This is a genomic window from Elusimicrobiota bacterium (genome assembly GCA_028718185.1).
GTDB lineage: Bacteria > Elusimicrobiota > UBA8919 > UBA8919 > UBA8919 > JAQUMH01.
Map to the genome: position 1 here is coordinate 29,481 of JAQUMH010000013.1, position 23,711 is coordinate 53,191.

Sequence of the window (23,711 nt, forward strand, 5' to 3'; positions counted from 1 at the left end):
GTTCGCAATGACAGTAAAATATTATCTAATAATTACTATCTTATGTTTTGCTTTTGTTCCATCGGCATCGACTATAATAAAATACAATCCGGGAGCACATAATTCGCCTTTATCGTTTTTGCCGTCCCACTCCACATTATAGGAAAAACCGCCGACGACATTGTTAAAAGAACTGTCAACTAAAAGATCGCCTGAAAGAGAATATATGTTTAGTTTCAATTTTTTTGTTGCTCGTGATATACTCAGTTTTATAGTTGTATGTCCGTTTATATTGGGATTAAAAGGGTTCGGGTAGTTGTATACTTTTAATTCATTACCGCTATATGTTGCATATGTTGTTGTTGTTGTGTTTGTACCTGTCGTGAATGTAAGGTCGTAAAGCCCGCTGCCGCTTGTAGCCAAGACGGAACCCTTGAACAACCATGTTATTGCTGTCGGCAATACTGCCACGGGTTTCAGCGGGGTTACACCTAAATCACTACTCATATAGACTGTCCCGCTATTGGTACCCGAATAAATTAAACCATCTGCAATAAATGTTAAACCACTGTATAACAGATTACCGTAATCGGTTCTCGGCATTATTTTTTTAGATTTTATATCGAGTTCTCCGTTATCCGTTGGTGCCGTTGTTTCAGTGTTACTTGTTTTGTTAACATCATAATCCGAGTATGTTAAATTTTCCCATGTGTTGCCTCCATCCAGTGAAATAGCAGAACCTCCGCTGGTGGCGTTTTGATATCCGACTATCATATTGTCAGGAGTAGCCGGGTCTATGGATATCATTGATATTCTCGCATCCGCGAATCCTATGTTAGTCCATGTGTTACCAGTATCGGTGGACTTATACAGTCCGTCGCCGTGCCCGGTATAGTTGCCACCGGCAACAGACTGATCACTGCATGCGGCATAAATTATTTCCGGGTTTGTAGGATGTATTGCCAGATAGCTGACACCGTGAGTATTAGGAAAAGAAGACACTTTCGACCATGACGTACCGCTGTCAACACTTTTGTATAAATAATTATCGGTTGTTGTAACCGTAGAAGAATTGGCTATTCCTATAAACATTATAGCCGGATTAGACGGATTTATAATAAGGTTTGTAGGATGCTGGGTGAACATATTAAAACTATACGGTGCAGCCGTAAAATCAACCAGAACATTATTAAAATGGTCTGCTCCGTTATCGTTGGTGTAATAGATTTTCAGCTGATTTGCCATCATAAATACTTTTGAGGTATTACCGGGTAGAAACGACAAATATCCCACCGGGTCGCCATCCATCCCCAGTTGCGGGTAAACACGGGACCAGCTTTCGCCGTTATCCGGAGAATAATATACTGCATGACCGGCTGCAACATAAAGCCGGTTTGTACTTGGGTCTTTTATGCCGAAAGTCAAATCCGGGGTACTTATTCCTCTTTGTGAAGAGAAGTCACCGGAAGTCGTAACGCCGAGTGCAGTGCTTGTGGTGTAATAGAATCCCATTTCGCTTTCCGCGATACCCCACCGGCTGCCATCTGAGTATCTTGAATCGACGACTAAATCATTGCAAACTTGAGATATTTTTTCTTTTCCGACTGCGTTTGGCAATGTTATGTTTTTCCATGAATTCGACGGGAACCCGCCGGCAGAATCCGAACTTCTGTAAATAATCACTCCCGGGGAACTGTCTGTATTTCCAAAAGCCATTATAGAAGACGGAGTTGTTGTCGAATATAATATGCCTGTCGGACGGTGCCCTGTAGAAGTTGTATTAAAAGGTACCGAGGAAATCATTGTGCTCCAATTTATACTGTCTGTACTGTTGTATATTTCCCCCTTGCTTGTAATCATCCATATCTTATTATTTGTGGAATCCCAGGTCATTTTGTATGCCGGAGTGGTGAAAGAAGCTGCCTGTGTAAACGATGACCCGTTCGTAATATTATCGCTGTAGTATATTTTTCCGGTTGTAGGGCAATTCTGGTTGTCGCGGTTGAAACTTATCCATGTTTCAACCACGCTCACGACGATTCTGCCCGCATTGGCACCCGAGGGTATCTGTATGACATCGGTTATACTTTCGGAAGCTGTTGTCGTTAATCCAGTTGGCAACCATGTTAAACCGCCATCCGTACTCATATTCAAAACCGATGCAATTTCGGTCTCAGCTTTACCACCAATTGATTCTTCAATCGGGGCAAAGAAATAATTTCCGTTGTATAACGATGATGTGACAAGCACAGCCCTCATCCCCTTGTCTCCGGTTGCCTGAAACGGAATACAAGTCCATGTATCGCCGCCATCGTCGCTTCTCCATATAGGCGACCAGCCTTCATCAGCAACTACAACAAGATTTGCATTTGAAGGACTTACAGCAACAGAACCGGTATGATGGTTCCCGTAAATCGTACCCGTGCTTGCAGTTATTACTGAATTGCTTGGCTGTACCGAAGATTTCCTTACCCATGTTTGTCCGCCATCGATGCTTTTAAATACTCCGTAACTGACTGCGTAAAATGTGCCCGGTGCACTCGGTGCTTCTACAATTCTTCTTACCCAGCCGCCTGGAATGCTTTTGGGAACATATTCGGTAGTAGAAAAAACAAACGATGGAACAATAAGTAAACTCGCAAAAAACAAAAGTATCTTTTTCATACACCCTCCAAATATTAATCAATCAAAATAACGTGAGAATATTATAAAAAATATATTTAAAAAGTCAAATAAAATTTAACGGACTAATACTGTTAAGTATGCAGACCGAGGGTCTGCGACTACAATTTCAAGAATGCAGAGCAATCTCTGCAATTACAAAAACATCCGAGATTGTCCCATAAGCGGGATTTGCAACTTCTACGTTCGCAATGACAGCAAAAAATTATCTGATTATTACTATCTTATGTTTTACTTTTTTGTTATCTACATCTGCGACTGCAAAATATACTCCGGGTGCACAAAGTTCGTTCTTTTTATTCTTTCCATCCCAAGTAAATATATATGAAAACCCGCCGGCATAGTTATTGTAAGTATCTTCACAAACAAGGTCTCCGGATAAACTGTATATTTTTATCTTTACTTTCCTTGCAGTTGCGGGCAAACTTAACTTAATAGATGTTTCACCACTTCTAGGATTAAATGGATTGGGGTAGTTGTACATCTTAATGCTTCCGCCGCTATATGTTGTAGTGCCGGTATTTGTTATTCTACTTGGAAGAGTTAAGTTTAAGCTGTAAAGTCCGCTGCCTGTGGTTGCATAAGTAGAACCTTTGAAAATCCATCTGATCTGGGTTGGCAATGTTGTAACATTATACAACGGACCAACACCTACATTAGTACTTATACCTGCCATATAAACAAGACCATCCGCATCGCCGGAATAAATATAATCACCAACTAAAAAAGAAATCGTATCACCGAATTTTATAAGTGAAACAGTATCAACCGGTGCTGTTGCAGAAAATACGTCATAATCCATTTCTGAAGATGCTTTATATAGATCTTTCCATGTGGTTCCTTTATTTGTTGAAACTGCCGAGTGGCTAGTGAATCCGCTTACAGGGTCAGATGTCATTTGATAACCTATGACTATATAGTTAGGTCTGTCCGGGTCAAGCGATATCAATGAAACTCTCGTACCCTGAAAACCTAAATTTGTCCACGTTGTTCCTCCGTCAATAGACCTAAATAAACCATCACCATTGCCTAAAAAATTTCCTCCAATCAATGCCTGGTCGCTGCAGGCCGCATAAATTGTATCCGGTTCGTTCATGTCCATTGCAATGAAAATAATACCATGACAGTCAAGTGACGATACTTGTGACCAGCTGGCTCCGCCGTTAGTGCTTTTATAAAGATACTTACCCAGAGTTGCTCCTGCACTATCATTTGCAATTCCGACATACATAACGGTAGGTGATGATGGGTTAACTAACAGATTTGTAAGATACTGACTTGCACTGTTATAACCTAATGTTGCAAAATCAAAAAGTGGTGTGTTTTCAAAATAATCCCCACCATTGTTAACCGTGTAATAAATCTTCCTTCCCGAAGTCAAATATATCTTCTGGCTGTTTGCCGGATCAATTGTGGCATACCTGCAGGAACCGGCATCAACACCTTTTCGCGGGTAAATACAGTTCCATGTACTTCCATTATCTTCTGACAGATATAAATTATTCCATGACTGTGCTATTATACGGCTTGTGTTTTTTTCTTTTATACCGTAATATAAACCAGTCGTATCAATGCCTGTCTGCATAAAAAATTCATTAGATGTTGCTACTCCCATAGGTGTAGCGGTTGTGTAATAAAAACCTCCTTCTACCGTACCTAACCCCCAATGACTGCCATCGGTGTATCTTGAATCGACAACAATGTCCTCAATATGTGAATCAATAAGTTCCTTCCCCACACCACTTGATATAGTTACTTCGTACCATGAATTTGAGGGAAATCTACCGGCAGCATCAGTGCTCCTGTAAACTAAAACAGGAGTCGCAAAGTTGGAATTGGAAAATGCAATCATCGATGGAGGAATTGTATTTGAATATAATATCCCCGCATCAAAAGATTCAGTAAGAGGATACGCCGGATCATAACCTGTTATTGAAGATACCATTACATTCCAATCTGAGCTATTATATATTTCTCCTTTAAAAGTAATACCCCATATTTTATTATTAGTTGCATCCCATGTCATTTTGGATATAGGACTTGTAAAAGATGCAGATGATATAAAAGAGGTTCCGCTATCGTCACTAAAATAAATATTTCCAGAAGTTGGGGTTGTTGTATTACCAGGCCAAAAATCAATACGTTTATTCACAACAGATGCTATTATCTTTCCACTTGGTATTTGCAAGACATCAGTAATAGTTTGAGCACCCGTTACGGTAAGTCCTGTTGTTGTCCAAGTAGTGCCGGCATCTTTAGTCATATATAGCGTAGCAGGTTCAGAAGTACCACCAGACCACGTCTGTTTTTCAATAGAGGCAAAAAAGTAGTTACCGTTATATAATGATGAAGCTACCATAGAACATTTTTTAAAATTAGCATATAGTTCAGACCCTAACGTTACAGCTGTAAAACTTTCCGCTCCATTGGTACTCACCCAGATAGGGCACCATTGCTCATCGCCTACAACTACGAGATTGGCATTTGTCGGACTTACTGCAACTGACGAGTCCATGTGTCTACCCCCGCCTGTTCCAACGCCTTCGGGAGCTACTGGCGCGGGTTTTCTTGTCCATGTCTGCCCGCCATCAGTGCTTTTAAAAATTCCATAACTGGCAGCATAAAATGTACCCGGTGCACTCGGTGCTTCAACTACTCTTTTTGCCCAGCCGCCCCATATTCCTTTTGCCGTGAAATCAGCAGAAAAAATAAATGACGGAATAATTAACAACCCTGCAAAAAATATTAATAATTTTTTTGACATTTTTTCCTCCTGATATATTCTGATATGATTGTTTTTTCTTCAGATTTTATTATATAAAATTAATTAAAAAAGTAAATGATATAATTTTCCTACTATGGTTATTTTGTTGAAGTTAAAATATAAGGATTTTAATTCAGCGATATACCATTAATTTGTCTGCATAATGCACGCCAAGGGCGTGCAACTACAATTACAACATGGTGTTCCTATATTAATTTATTCTCTATCAAGTTGATGGAATAGAGTAAACATCTTGGTAGATGAAAACAAGCTTTATATGCTCCGCCTTTTGAGTTATGCGTCTTATTGCCCTGCCTGTCAAGATAGGCATACCAGTCACCGTATTTTTTATCCTGAAAATGAGTAAAAGCCCAATCGTGAACCATTTTAAATTGTTTTAAATATTTTTTGTTTTTAGTAATACTATAAGCAAGAAGTAAAGCATAAATAGCTTCTGTATGAGGCCACCATAATTTCATTGACCACTCCAATTGCATTAATGGCATATTTTTAATATCCATAAAATAAAATAGCCCGCCATATTTTTTATCCCAGCCTTTCTCCATAGACCAGTCAATCATTTTCAAAGCTAAGTTTTTTATTTTTTCGTTTGGTTCTTTTTCAATATAGTGAATTAAAAACCACGCTGTCTCAATAGCATGCCCAGGATTTAACAACCGGCCTTCAGGAGAATCAAGCAAAAGAGAGCCGTCCGTACCTACATTTTCCAATACTGCCTGTAAATCTTCTCTGACGTGAAGGAGAATTTCCTGCAAGCAACTATTAGCAACATCTTTATAGTCAACCTCAGGATGCGATTCTCTTATTTCATAAATTAGGTTAAGTAAAGTCATTGGAATAGATAATGAACTACCGGCAGGAACGCCCGATAATTTTGGCCTGCCAACCAACGAAGAATCTTTTGACCATATAAGTACTTTATCAAAAAGGTCCAAGGCTTCTTTTAATATGCTATCGTTATTTGTAGCTTTTGCATATTCGGACAAAGCCATAATATAAAAACATTCGGAAAATATTTTTCGCTGAATGTTGTAAGGAAGTCCCTCGCGGGTTAATGAAAAACATACACGACCATCCGGAGTTCTGCCATATTTACGCATAAAATCCACGCCAATTTTTGCCATTTTTAGCCATTCAGGATTTTTTTCTACGGTATTATACATCTTGGAAAAAAACCAGCTCTGTCTTCCCTGCAGCCACATGTACTTCTTGGTATCATAAACTGTCCCATTCTCAGTTAAACAGGTAAAATATCCGCCATATTTTTCATCAACTGAATGTTTAAGCCAAAACGGAATAACACTTTCAAAAAGTTCTTTCTTGTAAATTTTCAAATATTTATTCATATTAAACACTTCCAAACTTAATTATTTGTTTTTATAACCGATAGAGTCAAGGTAGTCAGAATCGTGCTTGATAATATTTTCATCAGAATCGTATTGTGGGAAATATAATGCATCTACAAAAGCGTTTTGAAAATCCGGCCTGTTTGTAAGTTCAATGTATTCTGTGTTTTTGGAAATATCTTCCGCTTCTTCTCTTGCTTCTTTTGAGATAAGTGCCAATAATGCTCCTTCACAAGCAGAGTTACCTACATATTTTACTTTTTCAAGTGGGACATCAGGTAGTAAACCTATTCTATGTGCATTGGCTTTATCTATATAGTTACCAAAAGTTCCTGAAAGTAAAACTTCATCGATGTCATCTGTTTTTATGCCTAATTCTTTAATAAGTATCTGAACCCCTGCATAAATGGCTGCTTTGGCTAATTGAAGTTCTCTGATATCCTTTTGAGTTACTTCTACGTTGTTTGTTTTGCTTTTTGTTAATATAAAAGAATATTCTTTTTCATGCTTGATAATTGATTTTAACAATACCGGCGGTAACTTAGCTTTTAATTCTTGTTTGAATTGTATTTTACCGGTCTCATCAACAATTTTATATTTTAGCAAATCAGCAACAGTATCAATTAAAGCAGAACCACATATTCCTTTAGCTTCAACTTTACCTATTACCCTCCAAAAAACTCCTTCATCTGCGATATATACTGATTCTATTGCTCCTGAAGTCGCTCTCATACCGCATTTTATATTTGCTCCTTCAAAACAAGGTCCTGCTGCTGTTGAAGCGGTTATGAGACGTTTTTTTGAGCCAAGTACTATTTCGCCGTTTGTTCCGATATCTATTGCAAGTTTTAATTTATTTGATTTATGCAGTTCTAATGCTAATATCATACCGACAGTATCTCCACCTACCCACCCTCCAATATTTGGAATGAGATATATTTCAGCATCAGCGTTTATTTTTATTCCGATTTCTGATGCTTTAATTGGTTTATATGAACCTTTTACAGGTGGTTGATATGGAGCAAGTGCAAGAGACTTTGGACTAATACCCAGAAACAGATGCTGCATAGTAGTATTTCCTGCAACTGTCATTTTATGAATGTTAGCTGCTTCAGTGTTTGTGGTTGCTGTTAATTTATTAATAATAAAATTTATCGCTTTAATAACTTCTGCTTGTAATATATTTAGCCCATTCTCATTGTTTATTGAGTAGTTGATACGGGAAATGACATCGGCTCCATGCACAAATTGAGGATTTGTTTCGGTAGAGACAGATAATGTTTTTTTACTTTCCAAGTCAACTAATACGCCGACAATTGTTGTTGTTCCTATGTCCACAGCAAGTCCAAGATTTTTGGAGATATTATCAAGTTGGGAAAGAGGTTTTGTTGAAATAAATAATTTTTTGCGGTCAAGCTGCATTTCTTCGGAAACAACAATCGTCATTTCTTCAAAGATTTTTGTCTGGCAGGAGAGCCTAACACCTTTTTTTAGTTCTTTTTGTTGAATCAGTTTCTGTTCTACTGAATTTGGAGAAGAAACCCCTTCGATTATCGTTACTTTGCATTTACCACATTTGCCTTCTCCCCCGCAAGGGGCATCAATTATTATTCCTGCAAGTATTGCTGCCTCTTTTATAGTTATACCTGCCGGAACTGAGATGGTATTTGAATCGGGTTGAAAAGTAACTTTAATAGTACTCATAGAATAAGCACTCGCTTTGCTCATGCACACGAATAATCACGAATTTTATAACATCTCACAAATTTATTACGAATATTCGTATTTAATTTGGGATATTTTCTTTTATCCACTTTTATTCGCGTCTATCGGATTCAGTTTGCGATATAATAAAATATTTTTATTTTCAGGAGATGATTTTTTAGGCAGGTAATATCTTACATTCTTTTCTTTTATTTTTCAAGAGCAATCTTTACTTCTGTCATATTTTATAATTTTCTATACCGTCTCAAGTGGCCATAGAAAGAAATTTAACGGGAATATACTATCTAAAATCATATTATCTCTACCAATGCTGAAATTATCTGACGGTTTTGACAAACCGAACAATAATCTAACCATATCTTTTTCATTAAGCACTAACCCGTTCGCAGATTCTTTATCCATTACTTTCACACATTCACCAATCTGTAACGTTGCAGTCTGATTGCTTTCTGAAATTACCAGAGTTATATTTTCTTTATTTTTACACCCAATGTTTTTTATTCTTTTTGTCATTTGGTTACTGAACTTTTTTAACAATGATTTCAAATTGATTAATTTTATCATACCACCGGAAACTATTTCCCAATTTGAAGAACATTCGAAAAAAACTTCTTTATATTTATTGAAAAACACCGGTGAGGTAATACTTAAATATTCTAATTTTAATTTTTCAACAATATATTTCATTAAAAATTTTAACCCTTCCATATCACCGCCATATTCATAAGCTTTTGTGTTTTTAATAGTACCCTTATCTTTTCTTACTGTCATATATGCATGGATTTTATTATTCTTAACCGCCAAATATGTTTCCTTTTTTAATCTCCCGAACAAAATTTTGTATTCCTCAACAGTTCTTTTTAAACCAAATTTCTCTTTTTCATGTATTTTCTCAATATCTCTCAAATATCTATCTTCACCTTTATAACATTTAACTTTAAAATCTTTACTATTTATATGCTTTACTGTTCTATCTGTTATATAAAACTTATATACCATGCCACCATTTTCCCAACCAAAACTATTATATCTTTTCCTGTCACCATCAAGCCAGGAAATATCATATTCCTGTTCATTCATAATTCTAATAGTCTGATTAAGAAGCAAATTCATTAGTCCTTGGCCGCGATAATCTGTATGTGTAGCTACTTGTCCTATTCCGCCAACTTTTAAAATCGAACCATCTACCATCATATTCATTGGAAGAAGTCCAATATGACTTACAACACGATCTTTATCTTTAATAATTAAATGCTTGTTGAAATTCTTTTCTAAGCTATTACATGCATGAGGCCAAGTTCTATCAAACGGGCCCTCACCGGGAAATGCATGATTCAATAATTTAAAAAAGCTATCAACCGATAACTTATCAAGAAAACTTATTTTCTTATCCATATAATAACTTCTTTACCTCATTTTATTTATTACAGGTTTGCTAATGCTGTTTCTCTCGTATTTGTCAGTTTGCAACTTAACAAATCTACTCTTTATGATAGATCTTTAAATTTAGGGTAATGTTGTGTAATCTTTACTTTCTTCTGCGTGTATCGTTGAGATATTGTAATATCCTAGTTAAAGATTACACTTGGTGTTGTAATACGTTTATGTGAATATAAACGTGTCAAATTTTTTGATGACGTACCCTGAAATTTAATCAGCTTGGTTTCAAACTCCGGAATATTATTTATGTCTCCTTCTACATACTGCTTAATCCGGGATATAAGACTCTCCGTTCTTGCTATTAACCCTCCGTATCTTATCTCTATTACTTCTAAACCAAACGGCTTATAGGTTGTAAGCCACATTTCCCTGTGAATTTGCCAGAGTTTTTTCACTTCGTTTTGTAAAGGTATGACTTCTGTTTTAATCAACTTTTCCAGTTTCTTTTTATCCCCGGATTTATATGCAGCAACAAGATGTTTTCGGCAGTCGCATTTAATAGAAAGTGTTTTTGCTATTTGCATAGGGAAATTTAACCTTTTTGATGCTTCATCACTCTCGATTTTTTGTTTTAACTCGTTTAATAATTCCAGATAATGCTTTTTGAATGATTGCCCATTTTGTTGCGGTTCGCATAATCCTATCAGTAGGTCATCCCATAAAAGCCATTTTGACAAGTTGCTTGTACCTGGTTTTTCCGTACAAGGCGGATAATCTATCCCGCACGCCAACTCATATGATTCAATATCAACCTTGCAGGAACCGTAGAAATTTGTTTCAAGTTTTTTCCTATCAACATTATCGGAATATGCCAGTTCAGCGAAAAACTGAACAGCTGGAAGTGCTGAATATATATCACTTTCCATTCCGTCATCACCCCAGGTGGTTAAAAAAGTTTGCTGTACATTCTTTTCCCTGCAAGCTTTAACACATTGTTCAATCCTGGAATATGCAAACGGCAAATTACTCCAGAAACAATTCCAATTCCATGCTCCCGGTGCAACAATAGGTTCTTTACCGAGCCGACGATGCATATCAATAAATATTTTATAAAATTCTGCTTCTTTATGATGATAATCCCAATAAACTAATTCTAATTTATTTGGTATATTATCAATAACATCCTGAGGGATTTTGGTATTTAAATCATAATAATCTTTATTTTTTGAACCCATGCGAAAAAACATATCGCTCCAAATCATAGGTTTTAATCCTAAATGTTTACATATATTACAAACTTTTGTCAGGTGTTCGTTCATTATATCAAATGTACGACGATGTCCGTTAAGTTTAAGATATCTGCCGGTCCCCAAACCATGCGCTTCGTCCATTCCTATGTGTATCCGTTTTGACCTGTAAGGTGCGCAAGCGGCAGAAATCATTTTTCTTAAAAGTTTGTATGTCTTTTGTTCACCAACTAACAAAATATCGTCCGTATCTGTCACATCTCCATATGCGTTGCTCCATTGTAATATCTGACTCAAATGTGCCAGTGTCTGAATACAGGGGAACATCTCAATACCAAGATTATAAGCATAATCATCTAAAACTCGCAATTCTTTCTGGGTATATTTTCCTCGCAAATAACCGAAAAATGGTTCACCTGGCACTTCGTAAGTATCTTCTGTATATAACAACACGACATTTATACCCATAAGAGCAAAACGTCTTAAAAACGCTTTCACGTTAGCAACTGTCAAAACACCGTTCCTGGATGATTCCAGCATAACGCCTGTCATCTCAAATTGGGACTTCTCGCTAAAATCAGATTTTGAAGGATATTTTATCTCCCCGAAAAGCCGTCCTAACGCCCTGAATGCATCTGTTTTGCGACTATAATTCACTGTTATTGTTTTTGCTGATTTGTAAACTTTTATTTTACTTGCCTGTCCGGAATTTATGTTTTTTGAAAAATATATTTCTTTTGAACCATCACTCTTTTCAAAACTTATCGGATATTCACTATAAAGTTGTTTAATACCCTGCTTCAATTCATTGGGTAATTTTTTAGAGTTAATAAAATATTTCATTTCTTTCATAAATTTAACCCTCCATTGGATTGACCGTTCTGTCAAAAACTTTGACTTTTTTGTTTATATAATTTACTGATGATAAATGAATCTCCCCGCAGCAAGCTACGGGGTATTTGGTGAAGGAGAATAAATAATTTTCTGCTGCCTATGGTAAAAGTCGTTTAGTGACCCTTCTACCCGAAACGTCGTATGGACAAAAGCATTCTGCATATTTCACGCCACACTGCAAACCTCGAAATCGAGCAACTATTTCTATTGATTCTAAGATATCGATATTATCATGTTCTTTTAACCAGATTAATTGACTCTCGTGTTGTCTCAACATTTCCCTTTTGGTTTCAAAAGTATCACTGATATCAACATATTCTGTAGGTAAGAAATTCATACTTGATACTGTATCTATGAAAAATATCGGCGGTATTTTATTATGTGCATCTATTTTGGTTTTGAACAAAGGTGAAGCAGCTAAGAAACTGGCATCACAAACTAATTGGGAGGTGGTCGTATGATCAGACATATAATCGTTTGGAGAATGGGTAAGTATAACATCCGGTCTCGTAGAACGAATTAGATCCATAATTTTTATTCTTGTCTCCAGATTCGAAAAAAGCTGCCCATCAGGAATATCGATAGATATCTCTATTGCTCCAATAATTTTCGCTGAATTCTCTGATTCCTTCTTTCTTACTTTTACCAAAGTTACTGAATCCATTGAGTAATGTCCTTTATCACCATTTAAAATATTAGACATAATTACAGTATGCCCTAACTTAGAGTATCTAGATAATGTTCCGCCACAAAGTATCTCCAGATCATCGGGATGAGCACCTACTGCAAGAATTCTTAATTTATCCATAGATTTTCCTCCTCAAATTCTAAACTAAGAATATACACGAATTAGTACAAGCAACACATCACAAAAAGATGCGAATGAACAACAGATATTTTTTTGATTCTTATCATTTTAAATCGTCTGTATAGTAACAGTACCACCTTCTACCGGGGTTGCCCAAATAGTAATCTTTTGAGGTTCGAAACTACCATCTTTTTTTCTTCTCAATTTGAGAAGACTACCGGGAAACTTCATTGTAGGTTTCCTAAATAAAGTTTCTCTAAGTGCGATTCGTTGAAATTTTCCCGCAAAAAAAATCACTTCTGTTCGTTTTGCGGATAAAACATCACGCGGTCCGATTGTTACGGCAAAGGGAGGAACCACAGAACGATCTCCACAACTTGCTACCAGGGCATCCATATCCACCGTAGAGGTGTTAACCAGAACAAGTCGAGTCCGATCATTAAGAAATTCTTCTTCGGAAACTTCTACATGTCTAAAATTAGGGTCTTCATTAAAAGCAAAATGTCCTTCCGGACCAACACCAGCTAAACAGAGATCTACTCCATCTTCTGCATGTTCATCAAAAGAGTGATTTATTTCGTCCATATTGTCATGACGCGGAAAAAACATCTGCTCGATCGGCATTCTCAGTTCTGGTGGAATTAATTTAAAAAAGGTTTTCATCATCTCTGCTTTAAAGGACATAGGATGAGATTCTGGAACCGTTCTGCCATTTCTATCTAAAAATTCGTCCATATTGATAGTCCACAGATTACGGCAACTAATCCTATTCTCTTTAACTTTTCTGGCAAACACCGGATATTGTCCAATCGGACCTACGGGAAGTATCATCGTAACTTTTTCGTCTTTCTTTTTTAAAATGGTCTCGATCATAATGTCAGCAATAGCTTCATAAATAACATCTGTAGTGGAAAGGATATTAACTGGAATTCCGGAACGTTCCTGCATTTGTTCAGGCGGTAATAACTGAACTTGTTTTCTAGTCATTGGGGTACCGTTTTTGTCCACGTAACTTACTTCCATCATTCACCTCCACTAAATGAAACAGCTTTATATCCATTATCTGATATAATCCAATTATGACACACTCTCTCTGACTATGGACTGTTCCTATCGCTATTTCTTATTTCTTGCCTCTGATGTCGTGACATCGGACTAAGGACTATTTTAATGTTACATTTACTTGACTCACACCAGCGAGATAGTCATCTGCTACTGCATGAACTGTTATTATATGTTTGCCTTTTGAATAACCTGAAGTGTTCCATAAATATTCAGCAATTGCTGAAATCTTAACAAGTTTGCTATCTATGAAATAACGATAAGAAACAACGGGATTGCCTGTCTCCGGGTTCTTAGCAGCACTTACCTCAATTTTGACTGTTCCGCTTAATTTTGCATTTTTAGTCGGTGCAATTATTAAAACAGACGGTGATATTTTAAAGAAGTTATCATCCATCACTTTGTCATATTTTGCCCTTTCATCCGGGGTTAATGCATAAAGTTTAAATATTGATATACCAAGACTAGCCATTTGAGGTGATTCTGCTCGCAAGTATTTTATCCACAAGTCGATATCTGCAGGATGACCGTGAAAGTCGTCTCCACCACTAAGGAGACCTACATTCTTACCTTCAAGCCCGTAGTACTTTATCCAATCAGTCCATTTCTTGATATATGTTCTATAGTCCTTTGTCCCAGGGTAGATATATATCTCCGGCTCATAAATATTTATTATATCGCTTGCACTTGCCATTGTATCATCAAAACCATCACCATAATAACCAGCAGTCATGTAAAAATTGGGGTATTGTTTTTTCACTCGTCTGAGTGCACTAATAGATTCCTTGACTCTATTATCAGTTTCCCATACAACCCATTCGTCAATTTCTATGCCATAATATCCTTCCTCTGCAGCTCTTAAGTAGTTGTCATACATCTTTTCTTCAGTGTCAAGATACCATAGATTCGTGCTTTGTGATGCATCATCTCTGCAAGCGTAACTGAATGGTATCGGTAGTTTTCCTTTAGATATCATGTCATCATGCCATGACTTATCAGCCCATTTATAACCGGCATAATTTACCGTTTCGTGAGGTTGCTCACCAGGTCCAGCTCGCCAAGAAATAAGATATGGCGGATTTACCGGTGCAAGATTGGGATTTGGGAATACCGCTCCTTCATGAAAAAGTAACTTGTCATTTGGCGGAGTAAGAGAAATTTTAAAATTAGCATTTGACATATCACTAGAAGTACCATTTACATCTCGTACTCGTATCTTACAAGTACTACTCGCTTTATTTGGAACTATTATTGACTCAATACCATCATTCGCTGTATTAGATATCAAAGTTGTCCAGTTTGTTCCCCCATCAATTGATAAATCTATATTTACATTCCCTACTTTACCTTGACTTGTCCATGTTACTCTAACATGATTATTTGCAACCCAATTCTCGCCGCCATTAGGTAATGTTACTGTTATACCAAGTTTTAGTTGTCCTTCACTTATTATATTTATATAATCAAAATTACCGGTTGCCTCAGTACCGGTAGTATCCATCACCAACTTCATTATATGTTTCCCTGCACTTAAACTTACTCCTGTCTTCTTTATTGTTTGCCAAATCTGAAACCCACCAGTATTAGGAACTGTCATTTGTCCTGTTTTGTCTACATCATCAAATTCTATATGGAAATTACCGCCATTACCACCACATCCAACTCGCACTTCAATTGTATATGTTCCTGCTGTCTTTACATTGACTGTATATTTTAGAAATTCATTTGCCATAACCCATCCAATATCATAACCTCCGCTTGCACTATTACAAGGTTCAATGTCAACATCTTCTGTTGTACGATACGCGTTTCCAGAATTACGTGGTGTTGTATCATAATATGCCACACCTTGACCACCATTGTCAAAATCTTCGACTTCTATTTTACAAGGTATCTGAAACGGTATTCCTTTATATGGAGTAGTGATACCTATAGCTTTTGTTGTGTCGCTAGGACTATTTGATACAACTGACCAGTTAGGAACTTCATCTGCAGTTTTTATTGCAAAATAATACTTTGTTGAAGGTGAAAGACCAACAATAGTGAATGTCTCTGGTTTGGATACTTCTTGTGCGGCTGGTGCCCCTTTTACTTTGGTCGCAGAATCCCAGTTAGCATCTGTTATCGGTGACAATGAATATCTTATGTCGTATGGTATATATCTTGAAGCTAGATGATATGGTAATTGTGACTGCGAGATTGGATTATCACGATTCATATCATAAGGTATATATCTCGCAGCCTGACCTTTACTATTGTCATCGTTGCCAGGAGTAGTCCATGTAAGTGTTACTGAATTTGCGGTTGGGTTACTTGTTGTCAGGTCTATTATTTTTCCGGGTGGTATTGTATCTGTGATAGTGGGTGTTGTAGCACTCGGCGATTTAGATAATGGTGACCAGTTTGGTACTTCGTCTGCTGCCTTGATTGCAAAGTAGTATTTTATTGTAGGTGATAATCCAAAAACAATAAATGATTCCGCAGAACCTGCAGGACTTGGAGTAATATCACATTTAACCTTAGTGGCTAAGTTCCATTCGGTTTCTGTGGTTATAGGAGATTTGGAATATCTAATATCATATTTTGTTGCTGTGCCGGTGTTACCGTCATCACCAACAGACCGCCATACAAGTGTAATTGATTTAGGTGTCGGATATGCAGTCAGAAAATATGTTATTTTGGCGGGTGGTGTTGTATCAGTTACACCTGACAAAATACTGATGCTCACAAACATACTTATTACAAACATGCATACTGCTTTTAACAACTTTTGCCTGAACATTTAAATACCCCCAATGAAAAAATACGATAGTGTGACAGTGCGATAGTTTTTTAACTTTCTGTTCTAATATTTTCCTCAATCCTTCGGGATCGTGTGTTCGGTAGGTGCAGTGGCTCCGACCTCCGCGCATAGATTTATGTTCTTATGTGCTATAATCTGCTTGGTTATAAAAAATGTGTATGTGTAATGTAATTATAAATAATAAAGAGAGACAGGTATAGTTAACACCCCTACCTGCTTTTCTCCTTACTTTTATATTTATTTTTTTACCCGCCTACGCAGAATACCCTCGACTAAGTCGGGGGATGAATGCGTAAAGGGTAATCCGCCAACGCTTTGTGGCGGATGCTTCGGTGGATGTTCGCCGAAGATGGAGCAGGTGCCACCGACGAAGTCGGTGGGGCTCTACTTTGGACATCGGACTAAGGACTTCGGACACCTCTATATCATTTTTCTATTTCTAATATATTTATTACTGATGGCGTTGTTGTTATTGGCAATATACCTCAAATTCAAACAACGAATATCCGTAAGGTGACCCTCTTTTTGTCCCATACATACGGACATATCTACCTCTGCCACTTAATGGTATTTCTTCTGTACCGCCCATACCACTTGTTTTTGCGTATATAGTTGTCCAGTTAGTATCATTATCTGATACTTGTATCTGATAGTCCTTACCATAAGCCAATGCTTCTTGCCAGATTAAAACTACCTTTTTAATATCATAAACACCACCAAGGTCTACTCGTATCCATTGCGGGTCACTATATTCTGATGACCATCGCGTTGTTGAATCGCCATCTACTGAATTACTCGCCACATTGCCATATCCTGCTTCTGTTGATGATGCTGTAACCGGTTTTCCTTTTGCAATATTACCGGCAATACCGGCTTGCTTTTTAGTGGAAGTTATAACCGGTTTTTCTTCTGCACCAGCATCACTTTGTGCACCTTCATATTTTAAAGTTATATAATCAAAATTACCTACTGCTTCTGTGCCGTTTGTGTCCATTGCTAACTTCATTACGTGTTTTCCTTCACTTAAACTTACTCCTGTCTTTGTCAGTGTTTTCCAAGTCTGCCAGCTACCTGTATCAGGTACTGTTATTGGTCCTGTCTTATCCGCATCATCAAACTCTACGTGAAAAGTGCCGCCCTTACCGCCTGCTGCTGCTTGCACTTCTATTGTATATGTCCCTGCTGTCTTTATATCTATTGTATATTTTAACCATTCACCTGCATAAACCCAGCCGACATCATAACCTCCGGCAGTGCCGTTAGCTTCTATATCTACGCCTTCATTGAGACGATATTGTTCCCCAAAATTTCTTGCTTCTTTGTCGTGATATCCTACACCTTCTCCGCCCTTATCAAAATCTTCTGCTTCAATCTTTATATCCGTTACTGAGCCTTTCTTTTTAGTAGCAGTTTCGGTTACCTTATCGTCACTTTTCTTAATAGCATTAGTTTTTTTACTAATGGGTTTCTTTCTTGCTTCAACTTGTCCCACACAAGTTAAACACATCCCAAACACCAAGCTCAAAACTATCCAATTTTTCATCTTCACTTACCTCCCACATAATAAAGTTATAGAGTTCATAGAGTTATAAAGTCCGTAGAATTTTAAGTCAACCCCTAAAACCTTATAATCCAATAACTCTATAACTATTTCTTTTCAACCTGCTATTTTTTATTTGAAAGCTTTAAAATAGCTTCAGCTACCATTTTTTTCGCCTGATATATATCAGAAGGAGTTGTTGAATAATCTGTCATATTTCGGGCGACCATATTTATACTATTAGCAATAACATCTTCTCCTTCTTTTGCCAGTTGAGTGTTTCCTGCTTTTTTGTTTTTCTCAACTAATTGTCCTAACATATATAAATAACAATAATCTTCCCTGCCTTCTCGGAAAACTTCTTCGCGGATTGAACCCAAAAACGGATTGTTCTTATCAAGTGTAGGATTAGGGTAAACATAATTCCTTGTCCAGCTAGTTATTGGGAATGACTCTTCGTTAGTTTTCCAAAAAGTCTTCACTCCATCTCTCTCACCATAGTCATATCCTCTCCAACTTTGGTCATAATTCCAAATATCAAATAAATCAATATTATATTTATAAGCAAGCCAGAAGATATTTCTTTGTTCTATTAAAAGCTGATCCAACGTATTACCGGGAGCAACTAATGTTGAGCCCCAATACCAGCCTATCTTATCGCCTGCTTTCTTTCTTGCTAATAAAAAGTCGGTTGCCTCGCCTTCCCACAGTCCAAGATGAGCAGTCCATATTCCGGCATAGCCTATCATTTGATTAAGAGATCCTAAAACATGACCGGTAAAACCTGTTTCAAATTCTGTAAATCCGGCATCTATTATCTCCTGTTGTGATTTCTGCCACTTCTCAAGAATACCTGCTTTTAGAAAATCGGGTTCATCCCAAGTCATCAATATAAAATTATCTAACCAGCCTTTCTCTTTCAAATGGTTGTATGTTTTTTTAAGTATTGCTTGTCGTTCCGGTCCCATACGTTCATAGACTTCTTTAGTACGAAGAGGTCCTTCTGGATAAAAATACCGCATATCTATAAAAATCCAGAACTTGGTTATACCAAGCTGTATAAGTTCTTCTGTCTGTTTATCAAATTCATCATAAGAACCTTCGGATGGCGGATTCCACGAAAGGCATGTATTGCCACGATGAAGTTTAACCATATGTTTTCCTATCATCTTTTTATAGTCAAACCCAGATATTCCTATTGCTTTAGCAGCAGCTGTATCATCTCCCCAAGGTAGTAGTTTTAAAGGACATTCTTTTATTAAAACAAAATCCCATACTTTCAAGGAAATATTTACGTCTGTCCGTTTACTATTTTTGGGAATAATAGAAACTGTCCCTGTATATGTTCCTGCTACTGTATCTTTGGGAACATAAAAAGTAAGCCAGACAGTATTATTCTTATTAGGATGTGCATCAAATACTTTGTCTAATTTTAAAGGGTCAGGACGAAATCCAAAAATTTCATTTAAAGATTTAAGATGCCGTGCATTTAGAAATAATTTTTTTTGTCCTTCAGTCAAATCAAGATTATACTTTACTGCATCTACATTTATCCATGCTGCAGAATGATATTCAAAATTATCCTTACTTATCTTAAAAACATCGCCTTCATCATTACCCGGTAGTGCATATGTAAGATCACTGAATTCTACCTTTATACCTTTCAGGTCTTCTTTACCTTTTGGAATAATAACTATCTGTGCAGGTTCATACTCATCTTTTGCTGCATATAGTTCTATTGTTTTAGTTGTACCTGTAAATAATTTGTCACGAAATACACTTATCAATGAGTTTTCTGTAAAAGTATCATACGACACTTTTGCATAAGAAACATTTGCCAAAAAACTAATACCTAATGTTACTAGTGCTGCTACCCTTGAAAAACTTTTCCATTTCATAAACTATCCTCCTTTTGTGATACAGTTAAAGAGGTAAACCAGATAAAGGAAAACAAAATTTCTCTACGTTTACCTCTACCTGCTTTTCCTATTTATTTTACTTCATTTCTCATTACCATCTTTCCTTACCTCAACTGTCATTCCTTCCATACTTTATACTCCCCTTATAGTACACCATTTTTACTGGTATAATTCTCTCCTGGGCATAGCATTTTCAAAGAATATAAAAGGTATACTCATTTATAATAAATGCGATAAGATTTTATTTCCCATTTACTAAACTTACAATCCAGATTGTTTTTTGTTACTTTTACTGAAGATATCTTATCTTCTATTAAATTTGTTTCTGTCACTGCTTTAACATCTATGTTAAATTTAAAACTATTTTTGGTTGCTTTACATTCACTCTCATATGCATGCATAATAAGTCCTTTTGCATCTTCTGCTACCTTTAAACATGTTACTATAATATTGTCCGCTGTGTTTGTCATAAATGCTTTTTCTAATGGTAAAACCTTATTATCTTTACTAGCATTAACATCGTTTACTACTACTGCTATAAGCGGAATGTTGTGTTCATAACCCTTTTTATTCACAACTGCTTTTTTCCAATCACCCCTATGAGGATAAAGAGCATAACAAAATGTATGTTCTCCACAGTCAGGATTTAAATCCGGCTCATATGGTGAACGGATAAGTGTAAGTTCTATATTATTGCCTTGTATGTTATGTCCGTACTTACAATCATTCAACAGAGATACTCCTATTTTATTATCAGAATAATCCACCCATTTCAATGCCGGTGCTTCTTGTCCATTATTCGGTCTATCAATTGTACCAAATGGAATATCATAACTAGATACTTCCGACATAATACTTATAGGGAAAGACACTTTAAGCATCGGCACTCCTCTTTTTGGTGTTCCTCTCTCATTCCATAGAATATGTGTTCTAAATTCAATCTTATTTATATTTTTAAAAAATATTATTTGCTGGTTTATCTTTGAATCTTCTATTTTTGTTTCTGTTTCTATTATATCGCATACTGAACCTTTAATAGTTTTTTTTACTTTTGTGGTATATATACTTTTTATTGTATCTGTTTTACCAATATACCAAGCTGTCATACCCTGATGCAATTCGGTATAAAGCTTGAAAAGATTGCCACCTTTTATTAATTCCTTCTTTTGTTTTTTATCATAAAGTTGCCGAATGCAACCTGTTGTTAAATCCATTACTAAAAGATACTCACTGTTTTCAAATTTTTTCTCAATTTTTGGCTCATCAATTATATTATTGCTTTTTGGTTCACTACTAATAAAATATGTCTTATACCCTAACGACGGTACTCTTTCTGCTTTAAATAGTAATTTATTATCATACACTTGAGATGATATTAATTTACCCGAATCATCTTCTACTTTCGCATTTTCAACTTCTAATTTAGAAAGTTTTATCTCTACGATATCATCTCTTACCCAAGAAAGCGGATTAAATATTACAACTGGTATTGATTTGTTCTTTTTTCCTTTAAATGAAATAAGCGATACTATCCTTCTCGTTGATTCATCTATAGTATTTTTTGCTATTTTTATTATATTTTCTGCTAATTGTTTAGAATATTCATATGCCATATGAATTGCAGAACCATCAAATATATCATGAAACTGATTGAAACATGTGTCCTGCCATGCTTTTCTTATTTCTTTTAATGGATATTCATAGCCATAAACAGATGCTAATGAACCTAAAAATTCAGCTGTAACAAGCAGATTCTCACATTGACGATTATATTTCTTTATATCAGCATGTGTAGTATAACAACCTTCAAACTCGTAATTGAGCTCATCTTTTACAACAGGAATATTTTTAATCTCTTTTTTCACATCATCAAAAAACTTATGTGCAGTACTGAATTTCACTTCAGTAAAAATATTCTTATCTCTAAGGACTAACCCACTTTTAATATCCCGAATACTTGGTCCTCCGCCATGGTTTCCTATTCCATAACAAACAAGATCTTTTCTTAGGTTGTGGCTTTCTCTAACATCTTCAAAACGAGACACAATATTAGCTCCAATCGGTTCACTATAGTTGCCATAATTAAATGCCAACACCCGCGAACCATCAATTCCTTCCCAATAAAAGGTAGGCTTATCTTTACCACACCTGCAAAAATAATAATAATCAATACCACATTTCTTTAATATCTGTGGATATGTAATTGGATGACCAAAAGTATCGGGACACCAGCAAACTTTTGATTCTACTCCTAATTTTTCACGTGTATACTGTTTTGCATAAAGCGATTGTCTGATTAACGACTCTCCTGATGCCATGTTCAGGTCACCTTCTACCCAGGTAGATGCTGTAACATCCCAACGCCCCTCTTTTACTCTTTTTTTAATATTTTCAAATACTTCGGGATAATTTTCTTCCATTGCTTTGTATAAAACTGCCTGACTCTGGGAAAAACAGAATTCTGGATATTGTTCCATAAACTTCTTTACCTGAACGAATGTCTGATTTGATGTGTTTTTTGTCTCTTCCCAATCCCACAACCAGTTCATATCAATATGTGCGTGCCCTATTAGGTATGAACAATATTTTTTAAGATATGGATAAAACATTTGCATTGCTGATTCCGTTTTCTTTATATGGTCCACAAATTCTTGTGGTTTTTCATCTCTTAACAATTCTATCGGTATTTGTGAAACAACAACTTGAAATATTTTGATATGTTTCTTATCTTTTATTTCATTTAAGTCAATCAGTTTTTTTAGGAATTTAATAGTTCTAAAAAAAGTATCTGTTGTCAATAAGGTAGATTCTACCTTATCAATAAGTATCATTTGCCTCGGCGCGAAGCTAATCCCTTCAAATTTACGGTAACGAATTGTAATATCAAAACTTTCATTTCCTTCTAGAGAATCTTTCAAAATAACATCAAATGCCGAACACCATTTTTTATCAAATATTTCTTCGCCATTTAAATATAACTTAGATTGAATCGCCGAATCATGAAAGAGTATAGCCTTTGAACCAGCAGTTGATATCCCTGCTATTTTTTCCGGGATAATAATTTCACCTTTTAACCAGTATTCATTACATTCAAACGGACAAACAAACCCTTCTGCATAAAAAGGTCCTTCAAGATTCTCAAATTTCTTTTTTTCCAAGCCATCCTGTTTACCAAAAAAATATTTATAGCCGTTATATCTTTTGATTTTATCTATTTTTTTAGTAAACTCACTAAAAACTCTATCGCATTCATTAATCTTTTCTAACATTTATGCTTTACCCTATATTTCTTTTCAACTTAATTATACAAGTTTAGCAGATGCTTTTCAATTTTAAAGACCTTTTCTCCTTCCTTAAAATAATCTATTTTAATCCACTTCTACAACAGAATCTGAAGAATCCATTGGTGGGTCACAATGGGCTTAATAGTATTTTTGTGTTGTTTTTTTAACCCTTAAAATATTGTATAATCGTCTGAAAAAGTAAAAAATAGACTTTACAATATCAAAGGGGTTTAATAATGAACAAAAAAACATTGCCC

12 protein-coding genes are annotated in these 23,711 nt (G+C 36.0%); all 12 read right to left on the reverse strand.

Annotated elements, in window-relative coordinates; translation table 11 throughout:
- Positions 1 to 21: 21 nt before the first annotated feature.
- Complete coding sequence (locus PHE88_11180; GenBank protein ID MDD5688378.1) at positions 22 to 2,643, reverse strand: T9SS type A sorting domain-containing protein; 2,622 nt, start codon at positions 2,641 to 2,643, stop codon at positions 22 to 24.
- Between the two features lie 223 nt (positions 2,644 to 2,866).
- Entirely contained in the window at positions 2,867 to 5,425 is a 2,559-nt protein-coding gene (locus tag PHE88_11185) for a T9SS type A sorting domain-containing protein (protein ID MDD5688379.1), read from the reverse strand.
- Positions 5,426 to 5,631: 206 nt separating this feature from the next.
- Positions 5,632 to 6,792: an AGE family epimerase/isomerase gene (locus tag PHE88_11190; protein ID MDD5688380.1), complete on the reverse strand. Its 1,161-nt coding sequence runs from the start codon at positions 6,790 to 6,792 to the stop codon at positions 5,632 to 5,634.
- A 21-nt stretch (positions 6,793 to 6,813) separates the two neighbouring features.
- Positions 6,814 to 8,496, reverse strand: coding sequence for an ASKHA domain-containing protein (locus PHE88_11195; GenBank protein ID MDD5688381.1), 1,683 nt, complete (start codon positions 8,494 to 8,496; stop codon positions 6,814 to 6,816).
- Positions 8,497 to 8,751: 255 nt separating this feature from the next.
- On the reverse strand, positions 8,752 to 9,912 hold the full coding sequence (locus tag PHE88_11200; GenBank protein MDD5688382.1) for a GNAT family N-acetyltransferase: 1,161 nt from the start codon (positions 9,910 to 9,912) through the stop codon (positions 8,752 to 8,754).
- Between the two features lie 173 nt (positions 9,913 to 10,085).
- Positions 10,086 to 11,996: a beta-N-acetylhexosaminidase gene (locus PHE88_11205; protein MDD5688383.1), complete on the reverse strand. Its 1,911-nt coding sequence runs from the start codon at positions 11,994 to 11,996 to the stop codon at positions 10,086 to 10,088.
- A 139-nt stretch (positions 11,997 to 12,135) separates the two neighbouring features.
- Entirely contained in the window at positions 12,136 to 12,846 is a 711-nt protein-coding gene (locus PHE88_11210; protein MDD5688384.1) for a PIG-L family deacetylase, read from the reverse strand.
- A gap of 108 nt (positions 12,847 to 12,954) precedes the next feature.
- Positions 12,955 to 13,872 (reverse strand): hypothetical protein, encoded by a 918-nt coding sequence (locus tag PHE88_11215; GenBank protein MDD5688385.1) that lies wholly within the window; start codon positions 13,870 to 13,872, stop codon positions 12,955 to 12,957.
- Between the two features lie 136 nt (positions 13,873 to 14,008).
- Complete coding sequence (locus tag PHE88_11220) at positions 14,009 to 16,690, reverse strand: carbohydrate-binding protein (GenBank protein MDD5688386.1); 2,682 nt, start codon at positions 16,688 to 16,690, stop codon at positions 14,009 to 14,011.
- Positions 16,691 to 17,180: 490 nt separating this feature from the next.
- A complete protein-coding gene (locus tag PHE88_11225; protein MDD5688387.1) occupies positions 17,181 to 18,254 on the reverse strand; it encodes a discoidin domain-containing protein in 1,074 nt (357 codons plus the stop codon).
- A 122-nt stretch (positions 18,255 to 18,376) separates the two neighbouring features.
- Positions 18,377 to 20,149 (reverse strand): DUF6067 family protein, encoded by a 1,773-nt coding sequence (locus PHE88_11230; protein ID MDD5688388.1) that lies wholly within the window; start codon positions 20,147 to 20,149, stop codon positions 18,377 to 18,379.
- Between the two features lie 236 nt (positions 20,150 to 20,385).
- On the reverse strand, positions 20,386 to 23,439 hold the full coding sequence (locus PHE88_11235) for a glycoside hydrolase family 38 C-terminal domain-containing protein (GenBank protein ID MDD5688389.1): 3,054 nt from the start codon (positions 23,437 to 23,439) through the stop codon (positions 20,386 to 20,388).
- Positions 23,440 to 23,711 lie beyond the last annotated feature (272 nt).

What these genes read in the sequence shown, in the direction of transcription:
- PHE88_11220 (MDD5688386.1), bottom strand. Translation starts at nt 16,690, where the DNA reads ATGTTCAGGCAAAAGTTGTTAAAAGCAGTATGCATGTTTGTAATAAGT.
- PHE88_11205 (MDD5688383.1), bottom strand. Translation starts at nt 11,996, where the DNA reads ATGAAAGAAATGAAATATTTTATTAACTCTAAAAAATTACCCAATGAA.
- PHE88_11200 (MDD5688382.1), bottom strand. Translation starts at nt 9,912, where the DNA reads ATGGATAAGAAAATAAGTTTTCTTGATAAGTTATCGGTTGATAGCTTT.
- PHE88_11215 (MDD5688385.1), bottom strand. Translation starts at nt 13,872, where the DNA reads ATGATGGAAGTAAGTTACGTGGACAAAAACGGTACCCCAATGACTAGA.
- PHE88_11230 (MDD5688388.1), bottom strand. Translation starts at nt 20,149, where the DNA reads ATGAAATGGAAAAGTTTTTCAAGGGTAGCAGCACTAGTAACATTAGGT.
- PHE88_11195 (MDD5688381.1), bottom strand. Translation starts at nt 8,496, where the DNA reads ATGAGTACTATTAAAGTTACTTTTCAACCCGATTCAAATACCATCTCA.
- PHE88_11235 (MDD5688389.1), bottom strand. Translation starts at nt 23,439, where the DNA reads ATGTTAGAAAAGATTAATGAATGCGATAGAGTTTTTAGTGAGTTTACT.
- PHE88_11225 (MDD5688387.1), bottom strand. Translation starts at nt 18,254, where the DNA reads ATGAAAAATTGGATAGTTTTGAGCTTGGTGTTTGGGATGTGTTTAACT.
- PHE88_11185 (MDD5688379.1), bottom strand. Translation starts at nt 5,425, where the DNA reads ATGTCAAAAAAATTATTAATATTTTTTGCAGGGTTGTTAATTATTCCG.
- PHE88_11180 (MDD5688378.1), bottom strand. Translation starts at nt 2,643, where the DNA reads ATGAAAAAGATACTTTTGTTTTTTGCGAGTTTACTTATTGTTCCATCG.
- PHE88_11210 (MDD5688384.1), bottom strand. Translation starts at nt 12,846, where the DNA reads ATGGATAAATTAAGAATTCTTGCAGTAGGTGCTCATCCCGATGATCTG.
- PHE88_11190 (MDD5688380.1), bottom strand. Translation starts at nt 6,792, where the DNA reads ATGAATAAATATTTGAAAATTTACAAGAAAGAACTTTTTGAAAGTGTT.